Source organism: Dehalococcoides sp. THU4 (assembly GCF_043231265.1).
Classification (GTDB): domain Bacteria; phylum Chloroflexota; class Dehalococcoidia; order Dehalococcoidales; family Dehalococcoidaceae; genus Dehalococcoides; species Dehalococcoides mccartyi.
On sequence record NZ_CP171266.1, the window covers coordinates 1,317,749 to 1,334,884 of the forward strand.

16 protein-coding genes are annotated in these 17,136 nt (G+C 49.4%); 10 read left to right on the plus strand and 6 right to left on the minus strand.

All coding sequences use genetic code 11. The features are described from left to right. Positions 1-76: 76 nt before the first annotated feature. From fabF to ACE6F3_RS07075, 3 genes are read left to right on the plus strand one after another with little or no spacing between them, the layout of a single operon-like run. A complete protein-coding gene (gene fabF / locus ACE6F3_RS07065) occupies positions 77-1,345 on the plus strand; it encodes a beta-ketoacyl-ACP synthase II (RefSeq protein ID WP_279115569.1) in 1,269 nt (422 codons plus the stop codon). Beyond that, positions 1,329-3,029, plus strand: a complete 1,701-nt coding sequence (gene recJ / locus ACE6F3_RS07070; protein WP_279115568.1) for a single-stranded-DNA-specific exonuclease RecJ — start codon at positions 1,329-1,331, stop codon at positions 3,027-3,029. The genes fabF and recJ overlap by 17 nt, the downstream gene beginning before the upstream one ends. 15 nt (positions 3,030-3,044) lie before the next feature. After that, positions 3,045-3,677 carry a glycerol-3-phosphate acyltransferase gene (locus tag ACE6F3_RS07075; protein WP_041342336.1) on the plus strand — a complete coding sequence of 211 codons (633 nt, stop codon included), beginning with the start codon at positions 3,045-3,047 and terminating at the stop codon, positions 3,675-3,677. Between the two features lie 108 nt (positions 3,678-3,785). Here ACE6F3_RS07075 and ACE6F3_RS07080 read toward each other — a convergent pair whose 3' ends face one another. From ACE6F3_RS07080 to ACE6F3_RS07090, 3 genes are all read right to left on the minus strand, one after another. Then, positions 3,786-4,568, minus strand: coding sequence for a prolipoprotein diacylglyceryl transferase (locus tag ACE6F3_RS07080; protein WP_041342339.1), 783 nt, complete (start codon positions 4,566-4,568; stop codon positions 3,786-3,788). Positions 4,569-4,635: 67 nt separating this feature from the next. Further along, positions 4,636-6,930 carry a DEAD/DEAH box helicase gene (locus ACE6F3_RS07085; protein ID WP_279115567.1) on the minus strand — a complete coding sequence of 765 codons (2,295 nt, stop codon included), beginning with the start codon at positions 6,928-6,930 and terminating at the stop codon, positions 4,636-4,638. Positions 6,931-6,941: 11 nt separating this feature from the next. Next, positions 6,942-7,238 carry a DUF503 domain-containing protein gene (locus ACE6F3_RS07090; RefSeq protein ID WP_279115564.1) on the minus strand — a complete coding sequence of 99 codons (297 nt, stop codon included), beginning with the start codon at positions 7,236-7,238 and terminating at the stop codon, positions 6,942-6,944. A 179-nt stretch (positions 7,239-7,417) separates the two neighbouring features. On the opposite strand from ACE6F3_RS07090, the gene rpsO reads away from it, so the two are divergent. The 7 genes from rpsO to ACE6F3_RS07125 are packed head-to-tail and all read left to right on the plus strand — an operon-like array spanning position 7,418 to position 13,872. Further along, positions 7,418-7,681, plus strand: a complete 264-nt coding sequence (rpsO, locus tag ACE6F3_RS07095) for a 30S ribosomal protein S15 (protein WP_010936671.1) — start codon at positions 7,418-7,420, stop codon at positions 7,679-7,681. Between the two features lie 41 nt (positions 7,682-7,722). Continuing rightward, entirely contained in the window at positions 7,723-9,885 is a 2,163-nt protein-coding gene (locus ACE6F3_RS07100) for a polyribonucleotide nucleotidyltransferase (RefSeq protein ID WP_279115562.1), read from the plus strand. A gap of 16 nt (positions 9,886-9,901) precedes the next feature. Next, positions 9,902-10,693, plus strand: coding sequence for a 4-hydroxy-tetrahydrodipicolinate reductase (gene dapB, locus ACE6F3_RS07105; protein ID WP_010936673.1), 792 nt, complete (start codon positions 9,902-9,904; stop codon positions 10,691-10,693). Positions 10,694-10,703: 10 nt separating this feature from the next. After that, complete coding sequence (locus ACE6F3_RS07110; protein ID WP_041342350.1) at positions 10,704-11,720, plus strand: aspartate-semialdehyde dehydrogenase; 1,017 nt, start codon at positions 10,704-10,706, stop codon at positions 11,718-11,720. A 1-nt stretch (position 11,721) separates the two neighbouring features. After that, entirely contained in the window at positions 11,722-12,615 is an 894-nt protein-coding gene (gene dapA, locus ACE6F3_RS07115; protein WP_010936675.1) for a 4-hydroxy-tetrahydrodipicolinate synthase, read from the plus strand. A gap of 2 nt (positions 12,616-12,617) precedes the next feature. Beyond that, positions 12,618-13,241, plus strand: coding sequence for an N-acetyltransferase (locus ACE6F3_RS07120; RefSeq protein ID WP_279115561.1), 624 nt, complete (start codon positions 12,618-12,620; stop codon positions 13,239-13,241). A gap of 1 nt (position 13,242) precedes the next feature. Next, positions 13,243-13,872: a GNAT family N-acetyltransferase gene (locus ACE6F3_RS07125; protein WP_279115559.1), complete on the plus strand. Its 630-nt coding sequence runs from the start codon at positions 13,243-13,245 to the stop codon at positions 13,870-13,872. A 75-nt stretch (positions 13,873-13,947) separates the two neighbouring features. Here the strand turns inward: ACE6F3_RS07125 and ACE6F3_RS07130 are convergent, their stop codons facing one another. From ACE6F3_RS07130 to ACE6F3_RS07140, 3 genes are all read right to left on the minus strand, one after another. After that, a complete protein-coding gene (locus ACE6F3_RS07130; RefSeq protein WP_010936678.1) occupies positions 13,948-15,219 on the minus strand; it encodes an adenylosuccinate synthase in 1,272 nt (423 codons plus the stop codon). A 105-nt stretch (positions 15,220-15,324) separates the two neighbouring features. After that, positions 15,325-15,906, minus strand: a complete 582-nt coding sequence (locus tag ACE6F3_RS07135) for a CDP-alcohol phosphatidyltransferase family protein (protein ID WP_041342356.1) — start codon at positions 15,904-15,906, stop codon at positions 15,325-15,327. Positions 15,907-15,951: 45 nt separating this feature from the next. Continuing rightward, complete coding sequence (locus tag ACE6F3_RS07140; RefSeq protein ID WP_041342359.1) at positions 15,952-17,100, minus strand: glycosyltransferase family 4 protein; 1,149 nt, start codon at positions 17,098-17,100, stop codon at positions 15,952-15,954. Positions 17,101-17,136: the final 36 nt, after the last annotated feature.

Sequence of the window (17,136 nt, forward strand, 5' to 3'; positions counted from 1 at the left end):
TACCAAAGCCTCCCCAAACTTGCAGTTATAATATGCCTGTGTTATAAATAGCCAATTTAACAACTGAGGTGAACAGATGACTGATAACCAGCCCCAAAACAGGGTTGTCATAACCGGCATCGGCATTGTCAGCCCTCTTGGACTTGATACTCAAACCACTTGGGAAGGCCTGATAAACGGCCGTTCAGGTATAGACCATATCAGCCTCTTTGACGCATCAAATCTGGCTGTCCGCTTTGGCGGAGAGGTCAAAGATTTTGACCCGGCGAACTATATATCCCGCAAGGATATCCGCCGCATGGACCGTTTCGCCCAGCTGGCGGTAGCCGCCGGCAAACAGGCACTGGAAAATTCGGGACTGGGGACAGATGAAAGCATCCGGCAGGATATCGGGGTGATTGTAGGCAGCGGCATAGGCGGGCTTTCGGTTCTTTTTGAACAAATCAAAGTTTTCCTGGAACAGGGGCCGGACAGAGTCAGCCCTTTTTTAGTACCCATGATGATTGCAGACATGGCCGGAGCCCAGGTATCTATCCAGCTGGGTCTTAAAGGGCCTAATTTCTGTACTACTTCGGCCTGTTCTTCTGGTTCAGACGCCATAGGCACAGCATTTGAAAAAATACGTTTCGGTTCGGCCAAAATTATCCTGGCGGGCGGTGCCGAATCTATTATGAACCCAGTTGGTTTTGCCGGTTTTTCAGCCTTAAAAGCCCTATCCACCCGCAATGAAGACCCCCAGACGGCTTCGCGCCCGTTTGATGCCAACCGGGACGGCTTTGTTATTGCGGAGGGTGCGGCGATTTTGGTTTTGGAAGAAATGGAGTCTGCCAAAGCCAGGGGAGCAAGTATTATTGCCGAGATAATCGGTTACGGCGGCTCTTCAGACGCTTTCCATATCACCCAGCCGGTGGAATCCGGTGTAGAAGCCGCCCGGGCTATAAATGTTGCCCTGAATACCGCCGGCATCAAACCGGAAGCGGTAGACTATATAAATGCCCACGGCACATCTACCCCCCTGAATGACAAGATGGAAACTAATGCTATTAAGGTGGCCTTCGGGGAACATGCCCGGAAACTAGCCATCAGCTCCACCAAATCCATGCTGGGGCATCTGATAGGCGGGGCCGGGGCTATTGAAGCATCCATATGCGCCCTGACTATTAAAAACGGAATTATACCGCCTACCATAAACTACACCACTCCTGACCCTGACTGTGATTTGGATTACACCCCCAATACCGCCCGCAAAGCCAAGGTAAGGGTGGCGCTTAATAATTCATTCGGTTTCGGCGGGCATAATTCGGTGCTTATCCTCAGGGAAATGGGTGATGAAAATATTGGCTAACTGCCTCTGGAAGCTGAAGCCGGCGCCTCCGGAAGAGACCAGCCAGAATTTCCCTTATCCACCCCTGATTATCAGTCTGCTTTACAACCGGGGTATCAAAACCCCTGAAGAAGCTGATATGTTTCTGTCACCCGACAGACGTTTAGACCATGACCCGTTTTTATTTCCTGATATGGAAAAGGCGGTCAGCCGTATTTACAAAGCCCTGCTGACAGGTGAAAAAATGGTGGTATACGGTGATTTTGACGCTGACGGGCTGACGGCAACAGCCGTCCTGACTACGGGTATTGCCCGGCTGGGCGGAAATGTAACCCCCTATATACCCCACCGCATCACCGAAGGTTACGGGCTGAAGATATCCGCCCTTGAAAAACACAAAGCCGAGGGTGCTTCACTTATCATCAGCACAGACTGCGGCATTACCGCCATACCCGAAATAAAGCGGGCAAATAAAATAGGGCTGGACGTGATAGTTACCGACCACCACACTCCGCTTGATGAGCTGCCGCCTGCACATGCCATTATAAACCCCAAAGTACCCGGCTCAGCCTACCCGTTTAAAGAACTGGCCGGGGTGGGCGTGGCTTATAAAGTTATACAGGCTTTGTACCGCAATCTGGGGCGGGAAAGTGAGGCCAGAGACCTGCTGGACCTGGTAGCCATTGGCACAGTTGCGGATATTGTGCCCATTCTGGACGAAAACCGTTATCTGGTAAAGGAAGGCGTAAAACGCCTGAATGCGGAGCCGCGTCCCGGTATAGTAGAAATGGCCCAGCTGAGCCGCCTGCGTTTGGGGGAAATAGAGCCGGAAAGCATTTCCTGGATAATGGCGCCCCGCCTCAATGCCGCCGGGCGTCTGGAGCACGCTATGGCCGGGTACAAACTCTTAACCTCCACGGCTATAAGTGATTCCCAGGAACTGGCTCTCTGGCTGGAAAACAAGAACACCGAACGCCAGCAATTAACTGTCCGTTTTGTGGAAAAAGCCAGAGCCAGGCTGGACAGCCAATCACCTCCCTCCCTGCTGGTATACAGTGATGCCGAATGCCCCCAGGGTATCAGCGGGCTGGTGGCCGGCAGACTCTCAGACGAATACTACCGCCCGTCTATTGTCATCAAGACCAATGCGGACTTTGCCACCGGCAGCTGCCGGAGTATACCTGATTTCAATATTATTCAGGCACTCAGCCGCTTTGCCCCTTTGTTCAGCCATTTCGGCGGGCATGCCCAGGCGGCCGGCTTCACCTTGCCCACAGAACATCTGGATACGTTTATAAAGGGTATATCCGCCTATGCCGAAGAAAGCCTAAGCGGGGTAGAGCTGAAACCCTTTATAGATATTGATATAGATACAGACCTAAGCCAGCTCTGTCCGGCTACCCTGCGCGAACTTGAACGGCTGGCCCCCTTCGGGGAAGCAAACCCGAAACCCGTATTCCTTAGCCGGGGGCTGAATATTACAGATTACCGCTCCATGGGCAGCAACAACGAGCACCTGAAACTGCGGATAAAACATAAAGGCCGCTTCTGGGACGGAATAGCCTTCCGCCAGTTTAAGGAACTGAACGGTTTTCTCCAATCCCCGGTGGATATAGTGTATAATCTGGAACTGGATAAATGGTGCGGGACAGATACACTCCGCTTAAAGATAATTGACATGGCCCCCGCAGGCACCAAGATTTAGTAAAAAGGTGAGCAAATGAACAGCTTGATAATGGTTATAATCGCCCTCATTGCCGCATATTTTATCGGCTCTACTCCTGCCCCTTATCTGGCAGGGCGGATTTTTAAAGGTATAGATATTCGCAGCGTAGGCTCAAAAAACATGGGCTCTATGAATGTTTTTTACAACGTGGGTTTCTGGCCGGGCATACTGGTGCTGGCGGTAGATATAGGCAAGGGTGCTCTGGCTATGGCGGTTGCCAACTGGCTAGGTGAGGGGCTGGGTATCCAGATGCTGTGCGCCCTGATGGCCATTGCCGGTCATAATTACCCGGTCTGGCTGAAATTCAAGGGCGGCAAGGGCGGCGCCACCGCCATTGGCATTCTGGCCTACCTGATGCCGGAGGGCATACCCATATATATAGCCTGTTTTCTGGTGCTGATGGCTATTACCCGTTTCCCCACTCTTAGTTACGGCATATCTTTTTTAAGCTTCATACTGGTGGCCTGGCTGGGACAACATGATTTGGGAAAAGTGCTTTTTTCCCTGCTGGTAGTTATGATACCCATAATTATGTACATACCCCGCATGAAAGAGATAAAAAATAAGGCCGGTTCCGGCAATGCCAAGAGGGCTATTTTCCGTAAAAACCTTAAAGAACGGCTTTAGTCAAACATCATATCCGCAGTAAAAAGCAGAGGCGCTGCAAACTGGAATGTGCTTGCAGCGCCGTTTCTATTTCAAATATAACCCGTTTAGGGCATAAAAGTATCCTGACTAAGTGTTCTTATCCGCCTCTTTTTGTTTCCTCAGGCGGTATATAAAGAACGGAACAGCCAGGGCAATAAGTATCAGACCCACTACCTGGGCCTGTTCCAGCCCCAGAGCAAAATCATCATTCACCCGCACAAAACCAATAGCCACTCTCCAGGCAGCATACAGGCTGATATACAGCAGAAAAAGCTGACCGTCCGGCCGCAGTTTTTTGGCTATAAACAAGCTGAAGGCAAAAAGACACAGCAAAAATATTATTTCGTAAGCCTGGGTAGGAACAACCTCCACCCCGTAAGGTGCGGCTGAGGCAGGGTTAGTATAAATCACACTGCAGCCGCTGCCGCCGTATTCCCCGTAACAACAACCATTCAGCAAACACCCCACCCGGCCTATCGCCTGCCCCAGCAGTATGCCCGGAACAGCCACATCCAGCAGGTAACCCAGATTGAAGTGGGAATAACGGCTGTAAATCCACAAGCCGATAGTTGCACCGATAATAGCCCCGAATATGGTTAAACCTTCACCGCTTAGAATAGCTCCGGGGTTAAGGCTGTAATACTCCCAGGCATCTATAACATGCAGGAGCTTTGAAAAAATAATGCCGGAGGGAATGGCGATAATAGCCGCAGTCAGCACCGTATCATAAGAAATATCAGCCCCGCGTTTAATCCGCCAGAATATCCAGGAAACCAGTGCTATCACACCCAGGGCCATCATGATTCCGTACCATTTGACCACCAGCGAACCGATGCTGAAGGCTACCGGGTCTACATTTATTTCAAACATAAATACCTGTCCTGTTTCAATTTTTAAAAAAGCACTATATTAAAATTATACCCGAACAAATTCAGCATCACAAACAGGCCTTGCCCAGGCATCTTTCCAGTACGGCTTTAGCTCCGTTTTTATCCAGCGGTTTGTTATTATTGCCACACTTGGGTGACTGAACGCAACTGGGACAGCCGTCTATGCAGGTGCATTTTTCAATAACGTTTCTGGCGGCTTCCCAAAGGTCTTTGATGACTTCATATCCCTTTTCGGCAATACCTACCCCGCCGGGGTGTCCGTCATATATAAATATGGCCGGGGTACCGGTATCCGGGTGGAGCGGGGTAGAAACACCGCCGATATCTCCCCGATCACACAGAGCAAATAAAGGCAGCAGCCCGATAAGGGCGTGTTCGGCGGCATGGATAGCCCCGTGAAAATCCATTTTAGTTTTTTCCATAGCGGAGACTATGTCAGAAGGCAGTTTAAACCAGACAGCTATAGTGGGAAAAGTCTGCGGCGGCAAATCCAGCTGCTCCTCGCTCAATACCTGCTCTGTAAACTGGGCTTTACGCCTGTAGCCGGTGACAGTTAAAGTAACATCCACTTTGCCCAGATATACGCTGATATCCCCCACCAGTTTGTTTTTGAGCACTTCAATTATGCTTATTTCGGTAAGGTCACGGGTAACCGTATAGTAGTCCAGTTTTTTCTTTTCCAGCAGGGCTATCTGGGAGTTAAGGTCAAAACGGCTTACCAGATAGCTTTCACCCTGATGCAGATAGACCGCCCCCGGATAGGCTTGCAAAAAGGCGGTTTGAAAGTCCAGCGTCTCAATAATCTGCCCGCTTTCGGCATCTATCAGACAGAAATCCTTGCCCGAAGCTGAACGGATACTGATATCTCCGGCAGGATAAGAAATATCGGCTGACAGATAATAATTGTCCCGCCGCTTATTAAGCACTCTTTCCTGGGCAAGTGCATCCAGCTCCTCAATCAGGTTTTCACCGAACATATCCGTTTCGCTGGCATTTACCGGCATCTCCCAGGCGGCACATAAAAGATGAACCCGGTAGATATATGGATTTTCCGGATTGATAAAAGTGCCTTCAAAACCGCTGTTAAACAGTTTTTCGGGGTTATTCATATAATACTGGTCAATGGGATTATCCAGCCCCAGCAAAAAGGAAAGTGAGTGGCCGCACCTTCGGCCGCTGCGCCCTGCCTGCTGAAAAGTGCTGGAGATACTGCCGGGAAAGCCGGTCAGTATGGTAGCCCCCAGGTCACCTATATCTATTCCCAGCTCAAGTGCATTGGTGGAAACCGCCCCAAGCAATCTGCCTGAGAAAAGCTCTTTTTCTATCTTGCGGCGGTCTTCGGCGGTATACCCTCCCCGGTAAGGCTTGATGAGATCTGCAAACTCCGGCTTTATGGCTATTAGGCGGTCACGCGAATATTTATAAATAAGCTCGGTCAGCCGTTTGGTACGGGTAAAGTCCAGAGTACGTATTTCGTGGCTAACCAGTTCGCTTAGAAGAAACGAAGACTCCGAGTTGGCGCTATGGCGTATGCCGTTAGCCGGGTCAATAATGGGCGGATTCCAAAAAACAAAATCTTTTTCTGACCTGGGAGAGCCGTCATTATCTACCACTGAAAAAGGCAGCCCGGTCAGACTTTGGGCATGAACGCCGGGGCTGGCTATAGTAGCCGAACTGAGAATAAACTGCGGGGAACTGCCGTAGTAACGGCAAAGACGCCTAAGCCTACGGATAATATTTGCCAGATGCGAACCAAATACCCCCCGGTAAATATGGGCTTCGTCTATCACCACATATTCCAGGTGTCGTAAAAACCGCCCCCACTTCTGGTGAGACGGCAGTATGGAAACATGTAGCATATCCGGGTTTGAAAGTATAATCCGGGCTTTCAGGCGTATATCCGCACGGCTGTTGCCGGGGGTATCACCATCATATACAGCTATTTCCTCATCTGCCAGGAGTGAAGGCACTGCCAGGGATTTCAGGCTTCGCAGCTGGTCCTGTGCCAAAGCCTTAGCCGGGTAAAGGTATAAAGCTCTGGCATTCGGGTCTGAGAGCAGTTTTTCCAGCACCGGCAGGTTGTAGCACAAGCTTTTGCCGCTGGCCGCCGGGGTAGCCACGATAATATTCTTTCCCTGCCGGCTGAGGTTTATAGAACTTGCCTGATGGGTGTACAAGGGCAAAATCCGTTTTTTTCTGAGGCGTGCATCTATCCGGAGCAACAGCGGGGCGTCAGTTCTGGCATATTCCGCCGGACGGTATGGCAGGCGTTCAATATGGGCTATCTGCTCCTGATAATCAGGCAGGGACGCAATGTAGGCTAAAAATTCGGTAGTTTCCAAAAGCCTTTATCCTAAACCGCCATTATTTCAATCTGAAAATCACGTATAACCACATCAAACCCGCCGTCAGTCACAAAAGCCAATACTTTATTCAGTAACTGGTCAGCCACCGCGGCACTGTTGCTGATACAGCTTATACCAATAACCGCCGTCTTCCATCTGTCCATTTCTTCGGCTTCGGCTACCGAAAGATTGAAACGGTTTTGCAGCTGCCTGATTAGCGGCTGAATAAGCTGGCACTTGCCCTTCAGCGAGGTATTTTCAGGCAAGTCCAGCCACAGTTTTAATATACCGGCGTGCAAACTCACACAAACACCTCTTTTAAAGCCCTTAAATGAATATAGCGTTACCCATATATTACGTCAAGTAAACACTTGCCGGAATATGGTATATTATACCTAAATATAGCGCATTTGTTTTACAACACAGGTACAGTGTGATATAATTTTGACTTTAAATTGAGTAGAATAACATAAGGGGAATAAGTTTGGACAAACAGGAAAAATCTCTGATTATCAACGAATTCAAAAAGAGCGAAAACGATACCGGCTCTACTGAAGTGCAGGTAGCCTTGCTCACTGCCCGTATTCACCAGTTAACCACCCACATGATTGCTAATAAACATGACTTTCATACCAAGAGAAGCCTGCTTACTTTGGTTGGCCGCCGCCGCCGCTTGCTCTCATACATGCGCAACAATAACGGGGCCGGTTATCAGGAGCTTATTGCCAATCTTGGCCTTAGAAAATAAATATTGCCAAAGGCAAATAACCCTGTAAGGAGATTACGTTATTGATAACTGCCAACTCATTTGAACGAACTATTGGCGGCAGAAAACTTATTATAGAGAGCGGGAAAATGGCCCGCCTTGCAGATGCCGCAGTAACTATCCGCTATGCGGATACCGAATTACTGGTAACACTTTGTGCTGCCAAAAAACCGCGCGAAGGGGTGGATTTCCTCCCCCTGACTATAGACTATGAAGAGCGGATGTATGCCGCAGGCAAAATCCCCGGCGGGTTTATCCGCCGCGAAGGACGCCCCAGTGAACAGGCTATTTTGGCCGGACGTCTGACAGACAGACCTCTCCGCCCCCTTCTCCCCAAGGAGTGGCGGAATGAACTTCAGATTATTATCACCGTAATTGCCTCAGACAAGGAAAATGACGCTGATATCTGGGGTGTGGTAGGTGCTTCAACCGTTCTTACCATGTCACAAATACCCTATGAAGGCCCGGTTGGAGCCAGCCGCGTAGGTTATATAAACGGCGAATTCGTGCTTAACCCCACCTTTGCCCAGCTGGAACAAAGCCAGATGGATTTGGTGGTAGTCAGCACCCGCAAAGCCGTGGTTATGATTGAGGCCGGGTCTAAGGAAATTCCCGAAGACCTTATGATTAAAGCGATTGAGTTTGCCCATCAGGCAAATCAGGAGCTTATTGATCTGCAGGATGAAATCCGCGCCAAGCTGGGCAAGGAAAAACTGCCGGTGCCGGTGCTGGAAATACCCGAAGAAGTCAAAGCAGCGGTAGCCGCCTTTGTAAAAGGGCGGGTAAACGAAGCTCTGAGCCATCAGGATAAAACCCTCCGTGAAAATGCGGTTGAAGCCCTTCAGAGCGAACTGGTTGAAGCTTTGGCAGAGACATATGCCGAGGGCGATATTCTGGCCGCTTATGATAAAGAAATCAAAAAGGCTATCCGCTCAACTATACTTGAAAAAGATATCCGGGTAAACGGACGGGGTATTAAGCAGCTCCGCCAGCTGGACGCTGAAACAGGTATTCTGCCCCGCGTTCACGGCTCAGCTTTGTTCACCCGGGGTGATACCCAGGTTATGGCCATTACCACACTGGGTTCTTTACAGGAAGCCCAGCAGCTGGACGGCTTGAGTACCGAAGACACCAAGCGTTTTATGCTTCACTATAATTTTGCCCCCTTCTCTACCGGTGAAGTTAAGCGTTCCGGCTCCCCCGGACGGCGTGAAATCGGCCATGGTGCTTTAGCTGAAAGGGCTTTGGTGCCTGTCCTGCCCACTCCCGAAGAATTTCCCTATACCATTCGCATGGTAGCTGACGTAGTCGGTTCATCAGGCTCTACTTCTATGGGCAGTGTCTGTTCGTCCAGTTTGTCACTTATGGATGCAGGTGTACCAGTTAAAAAAGCTGTTGCCGGTATCTCCATCGGCCTTATTACCGGTGAAAATGACACCTACTGCACCATTACTGATATTGAAGGCATTGAAGATAACTACGGCGATATGGATTTCAAAGTTGCCGGTACCCGTGACGGCATAACCGCCATACAGGTGGACATGAAGGTCAAGGGTATCAGCTTTGACGTTATCCGTGACGCTATCTATCAGGCCAAAGAAGCCCGCTATACCATACTGGAAGTAATGGACAAGGCTCTTGCCCAGCCCAAGACCGAGCTTAGCCCTTACGCCCCCAGAATGTACAAGATAAGCATTGACCCCTCCAAGATTGGCAGTGTTATCGGCAGCGGCGGCAAGACTATCCGCTCTATTATTGAGCAGACCAATACCACCGTTGATATTGAAAATGACGGCACAGTGGTCATCGGTGCTACTGACGAAGCTTCGGCCCAAAAAGCTATAAAGATAATTGAAGACCTGACCAAAGATGTAGAAGCCGGCAGTGTTTATACCGGTAAAGTTACCCGGATAATGACCTTTGGTGCTTTTGTTGAAATTCTGCCCGGCAAAGAGGGCATGGTACACATAAGCGAACTGGCCGACCACAGAGTGGAAAAAGTGGAAGACGTAGTTAAAGTGGGTGACGAAATAACAGTAAAGGTAACTGAGATTGATTCGCAGGGCAGAATAAACCTGTCACACCGGGTCATTCTCAATCCCAATGCTGTTCCCATCTCCCGCAACCGTGATTCCCAGCCGCGCCGTTCCGGGCCTTTCCGCCCTCAAGACCGGTCTAACTCATAATATATTAGGAGGCGCTATGACACCTATAAAGGTTGTAGTTCACGGTGCCTCAGGCAAAATGGGCCAGGAGGTCTTAAAGACCCTGTGCCAGGAAAATAACCTTCTTCCGGTGGGAGCGGTGGACATACGGGCAAAAAGCCCTGCCCTGCCCCTGCCGGACGGAAGCGGCTCTATCCCCTATTCGGCAGACCTCTCTTCCGTCCTTTCGCAGACCAAGCCGGATGTAATGGTAGATTTTACTATTGCCAAAGCTTCCATGCCTGCTATCCGCATTGCCGCCGCCCACAAGGTTAATCTGGTTATAGGCACTACCGGCTTTTCGCCTGAGGAAATATCAGAAATTGAACAGCTGGCTAAAACTAATGATATCGGCATTATAGTTGCACCCAACTTTGCCCTTGGTGCTATAATAATGGTTCACTTGGCACAGGAAGCATCACGTTTCCTTGCCAGTGCCGAAGTGATAGAGCTGCACCACGATAAGAAACTGGACTCACCTTCCGGTACTGCGCTGGCTACAGCAGCCGCCATGCTTAAAACCCGGGGTGAAGCCTTTAACAAACCGGCTAAGGAAAATATGTCAGATGCCCGCGGACAGGAACATGACGGCATCCGGGTGCACAGTGTGCGCCTGCCGGGTTTGCTGGCCCATCAGGAAGTTATTTTCGGAGCGGCCGGTCAATCTTTGACTATACGGCATGATGCCTTCAGCCGCGAATGTTATATGCCCGGTGTGGTACTGGCGATAAAAGAAATAGTCCAAACCAAAGGTTTTGTTTTCGGTCTGGACAAACTGCTTAAGCTTTAGGAGGCAGTCCATGGGTTACAGAGTGGCCATAGTAGGTGCTACCGGAATGGTAGGTCAGGAATTTATAAAAGTACTGGAGAAACGGGATTTTCCTATGGATACCGTTTCACTCCTGGCGTCAGACCGCTCTGCGGGCAAGAAAATGATGGTCAAAGGCGAGGAAATAGAGGTCAGGGAGACCGCCTATGATTCGTTTAATAACGTAGATATAGCTTTGTTCTCTGCCGGGGCGGATATTTCACGCCATTTTGCCCCCATTGCCGCCCAGCACAAAGCGATAGTAGTAGATAACAGTGCCGCTTTCCGCATGGACCCCAAAGTCCCCTTGGTAGTACCGGAAGTGAATATTGAAGATATTACCAAGCATAAAGGGATTATTGCCAACCCCAACTGCTCTACCATTCAAATGGTAGTCGCCCTGTACCCTCTGCACAAGGTAAATCCGATTAAACGTATTGTGGTAACTACCTTTCAGGCTGTGTCCGGCACAGGCGTAAATGCGGTAGATGAACTGCAAACCCAAACCCGCCAGTTGCTTGACGGACAGAAAGCGGTTGCCCATGTATATTCCCACCAGATTGCCTTTAATGTGCTGCCGGAGATTGACGTTTTCCTGGACAGCGGCTATACCAAGGAAGAATGGAAGATGCTGGAAGAAACCCGCAAGATTATGCATGCTGACAATATACAGCTTTCAGCTACCTGCGTAAGAGTACCGGTTATCACCGGCCATTCTGAGGCTGTAACTATAGAATTTGAACGTCCCATGGAGCCGGAACAGGCCCGGGATATACTCCTTCGGTCACCGGGTATAAAAGTGCTGGACGAACCGGCTGTCAAACTTTATCCGCACCCCTGGCTGGCCACCGGTACAGACGAGGTATTTGTGGGACGGATACGCAAAGACATTTCCAACCCCAATGGTTTGGTTATGTGGGTGGTGGCGGACAATGTCCGGAAAGGCGCGGCCTTAAACGCCGTCCAGATTGCCGAAGAACTGGTCAACCGCGGCATGATAGGAGGTTAGAATGAAAGAATTAGGCAGGCTGATTACGGCCATGGTAACCCCGTTTAAAAAAGACGGGACAGTAGATTATGCCCAGGCTCAGAAACTGGCTCTGGGACTTCTTGATTCAGGCAGTGACGGGCTGGTGGTAGTTGGCACTACCGGCGAATCACCTACCGTTACCTGGGAAGAAGAACACGCCCTGTTTGCAGCTGTAAAATCTGCGGTCGGCAACCGGGGAAAGGTTATTGCCGGAACAGGTGCTAACAGCACCCAGGAAGCATTGGAAAATACTCTCAAAGCGGAGAAGATTGGGGTAGATGCCTGTTTGCTGGTAGTGCCCTATTACAATAAACCCACCCAGGAAGGGTTATACCTCCATTTCAAGACTATTGCCGAGGCTACCAAGCTTCCCTGCATACTTTATAATGTACCCTCTCGCACCATCACCCACATGAGTCCGGAAACAGTAATCCGCCTGAGCCAGATACCCAATATTGTGGGTGTCAAGGAAGCCAGCGGCAAACTGGATGATATAGCCCAGATAATAAACAATGTCCGTCCTGATTTCACTGTCTGGAGCGGTAATGACAGCGATACCCTGCCCATGCTGGCCATGGGGGCTTACGGCGTTATCTCGGTAGCTTCCCACATAGTGGGCAAGCAAATAAAGGAGATGATAACCAGTTTTGTTTCGGGCAATACGGATAACGCAGCCGCTATTCACCGCCACCTGACCCCGCTGATACGCTCACTTTTTGTAGTATCAAATCCCATACCTATCAAATACGCCCTGAATTACCTGGGGTTTGAAGTAGGCGGGCTTAGACTGCCCATGACTGAAGCAGATGAAAAAACTGCTGCCCTGATACGCGAAAGTCTGAAGGGCTATACTATCGACCTGCCCATAAAATAAAAATGATACAGTCTGACAATGGTCTCTACCGTTTGGAAAAAACGGATATAAAACGTCTTGCCTATGTAACTGCCGAAGCCTTCAAAGATGACCAGCTTACTTCGTACCTCCTGCAGGGAGATACCCGGAAAATTAAGCGGTTACCGGTTGTTTTTGAATACTATGCCGCATTGGGCATAAAATACGGGCAGGCTTATGCCTCTTCGCCTGATATGGAGGCAGTGTCCGTTTGGTTTGACGCCCCGGTGCATATTTCTCTCTGGCAGCTGATAAGCTGCGGCTTTCCCGTAAAAAACATGTGGTGCGGGTTTAATTACTTTCAGCAGGATATGCATCTGAACAGCCTGTGTGACAAAATGAGAAACCAGCTATACCCTTTCCCCAACAAATATCTTGCCCTGCTGGCAGTTGCCCCCAAATACCGCTCCAGGGGATTTGCCAGTAAAGTAGTACGCCCTATTCTGGCCGAACTTGACCAAAGTAACACTGCGTCTTATCTTGAAACCCAAAACCAGCCAAATGTAAGTATGTACCGCCATTGGGGGTATGAAGAAATAGGCCGGTTTGGTATCCCGCTTGCCAATATTTCACTGCACGCCATGCTCAGGAAAAACAGAAAGGACTAACATGGAGGAAATTCCTCTTCAATATCTTTACAAGCTGAATAAATCAGATATACCCAAAGCCGCCGAAGTTTGTGCCCGGGCTTTTCAAAATGACCCGGTCATAAGGGAGATTGCCAAAGAAAAAGCCAGCCCGGACGCTCTCTACCAGATTTTTGAATATATACTGAAAAGCCAGATGGAAAACGGGCAGGCTTATGCCAGTTCGGCTAACTTAGAGGGAATAGCCCTCTGGGAACCCAATGATGTCCGTAAACCGCTCGGCCAGCGCCTCAGGCATCTATACTACCTGTTTCAAATACGAAGCCAACTACCCCTTCTGAATGAAATATCCAGAATAGATAAAGTCAGCCAGAACCTGCGGGCCAAATACGCCCCGCCTGTATATTTTTATCTGGCGCTTTTAGCGGTTGACCCTGAGTATCAGGGCAACGGGATTGCCGGGCATCTGATACGCCCCATGCTGGACTTCATGAACGAAACCGGTATACCGTGCTATCTGGAAACTCAAAGCAGCCAGAATGTAGCTATGTATGAGCATATGGGGTTCAAACTGCTGGCCAGCCAGGGGCTTCCAGGTACTGAACAGACCATATACGGTATGCTGAAAAACCCTGACGGCAAAGTATCCTAAGCTTTATAAAGCGGATATTATAAATATAAAAAGGGGGCTTAAAAGCCCCCTTCGGTATTTAGAGAAATATAAGGTTTATTTGTAGATAGTCTGTTCGCGTGAAGGGCCAATACAAACTGCACTCATCTGGCAGCCGATAAGCTCTTCAATACGGCAGATATAATTTTTGGCTGCCAATGGCAAATCATCGTAGCAGCGAACCTCTTTAGTAGAGCAAAGCCAGCCGGGCATTTCTTCATAAACAGGCTTGCACTTGGCAAGTTCACCTGAGTTCGCCGGAAAATATTTTATTATCTTGCCGTTAAGCTCATAAGCCGTACAAATGGATATGGCAGGCAGAATATCCATAATGTCTAAACGGGTCATAATGGCAGTGGTCATGCCGTTTATCTGGCAGCTGAACCGCCCTGCCACCGCATCAAACCAGCCTATCCGTCTGGGGCGGCCGGTAGTTGTGCCGTATTCGTGGGCTTCATCACGTATGATATCCCCGGTTTTATCCAAAAGCTCAGTAGGCATAGGCCCGCCGCCAACCCTGGTACTGTAAGCCTTGAAAACACCCAGGGTAGCACTGACTGAAGCCGGCCCGATGCCTATTCCCAAGCAACCGCCAGCCGCCAGAGGCGAGCTGGAAGTGCCGTAAGGATACGTGCCGAAATCAGGGTCAAGCAAAGCCCCCTGCGCACCTTCCATTATTATCTTTTTATCCTGACTGATAGCCTCTTCAATAATATGAGTTGTTTCTTTTATATTGGGGGCTAACTCTTTACCCCATTTAAGGCAGGTTTCATAAATCTCGTCCAGAGAAATGGGTGCCGCATCATAAACCTTGGTCAGAATCTGGTTTTTACATTCCAGCACATATTCCAGCCGTTCATGCAGATATTCGGGCAGAAGCAAATCACCCACCCGGATACCCATGCGGGCATATTTGTCTACGAAAGCCGGCCCGATGCCCCTGCGGGTAGTACCCAGTGACTTATTGCCCCTGGCCTCTTCTTCAAGACCGTCCAGCAAAATATGGTAAGGCAGCACCAGATGAGCCCGGTCACTTATAAAAACATTTTTTACATCTACGCCCCGGCTGATAAGCTCATTGCGTTCGCGGATAAAAACATCAGGGTTTATAACCACCCCGTTGCCGATAATGCACTTGACGCCGGGATAAAAAACACCTGAAGGTATAATGTGAAGTTTAAACTCACCCATAGGGTTTATAACCGTATGGCCTGCGTTATCGCCCCCGGAAAAACGCACTACATAGTCAGCCTCCTGGGCCAGCATATCTACAACTTTGCCCTTACCTTCATCCCCCCACTGTCCACCTACTATTGCTGTAACAGGCATAACTCCCCCAATTTTGGCTTCAAACATATTTTATCCCCTCACCCAACTACCAGTTGCTGAGGGGAAACCGCTAAAGTTTAACAGATTAGACGAATAAAGTCACTATTATTTGGTCTGACGGTAAACATTGGCAAGCCGCTGGATAACAGTTATTAAACTAAGCACGCTTACCAACACCAGCACCGGCACAAGTATGTTAAACATCATGCCAATGGCCAGGGCAACCACCCGTTCGGGCCGGGTAAAAAACCCTTCCTTACCCTCAAGCCCCATAGCCTCGGCTCTGGCACGTATATAGCTGACCAGCAGGGAAAGGGTAAGGGTAACTACCGCCAGCACCACTTCGGGTGTCTGCCCGCTCTGAGAGTAAAAAGCACATACCCCGATAAGTATTGCCGCTTCCGAAACCCTGTCCAGAGTGGAATCCAGCACCGCTCCGAAGCGGGTAACCTTGCCGGTGCGTCTGGCCAGCGCCCCGTCCAGCATGTCAAATACACCTGCCAGCAGCATAACAATCCCTGCAAGCAACAGATTTCCGTTCACTATAATCCCGGCGGCTACCAGGGTAATAATAAAACCGGTTACCGTAACCATATTGGGGGTAAGACCGGTTTTAGCTAAAAGGTTTATAATGGGATTGGTGACTTTTAGGGCTATTTCCTTACGTAAGTTTGCCATACCAGACATGATATTCAGACTCTTTTCTGCCCTGAGTTAAAGGCAACAGCCAGGCTATTTACCTTCGGGACCATGGTGATTTTTGCTTAACACCAAATGGTAGTACTCTTCAACTTTTTTAGCAACTCTTTTCCAACTGTACTGTTGAACCGTTTTTAGTCCACCGGCGCTGAGTTCAGAACGCAAATCAGGCTGGGCAATCAGTTTTAAAAGAGCTTCTGCCAGTTTATCAGAGTTTTTGGGCGGGACTAACAGACCTTCTTTATTATCCGTCAGTACACACTGGTATCCCTCTATTTGTGAAGCCACAATCGGCACACCCAAAGCCATAGCTTCCAGAAGTACAATGCCGAAACTTTCCTGACCGGTAGCCGGGGAGCAGTAAATATGGGCTGTCTTGTAATACCGCGGCAGCTCATTACAGGCAACCCCGCCGGTAAAAACCACATCTGAAAGCCCATGCCGTTTTACCTTGCTGCGATAATGGCTCATTTGCCTGGGAGTACCCGGCCCCACGACCAGAAGCCTGGTCTGGGGGCACAGGGGCTTAATCTGGGCGTATGCATCAATCAGATAGTCCAAACCTTTTCGGCTCTCCATACGCCCCACAAAAAGGATATTCAGCTTGTCATCCAGATACTCCGGCACAGGCTGAACTTCGGTATTAAATAAATCCAGGTCTATACCGTTGGGCACAATAGTATAGTCACCGGGGATATATTTGGAGGCAAAACGCAGAGCCGCTTTGGAAACCGCCATATGCCCGTGAAGATTACGCCTGCGCCTTCTCAGGAATATGCGGGTAAAAGGCCAGCCCAAATTATAACCGGGCTTGCCCTGACTGGCGTGGAAAGTAGCTACATTGCAGGTTTTGGAAAACCGGAGCATGGCACTGCACAGCATTATCATAAAAGGCTCATGCAGATGGATAACGTCAAACTTTTCGGTTTCCAAAACCTGTTTAATACGGTTTTTAAGATTGACCGAAAGGCTGATGCGAACCACTGTGCCGGAGGTAGCCAGAGGGCGGGGCTTGCCCACCCTGATAAAATCAGTACCGTATTCTGCTGGAGACTTTGATGCTGGAGCAATAATGCGAACATCATGCCCCAGCATCTTAAGTTCTTTATAAAGCGAGCTAACGTGGTTAACTACGCCACCCGGATAGGCAAAATCATAAGGACAGACTAAAGCTATCTTCACTGTTAACCGCCACTAACCTATAGTGCTACTAAGGAA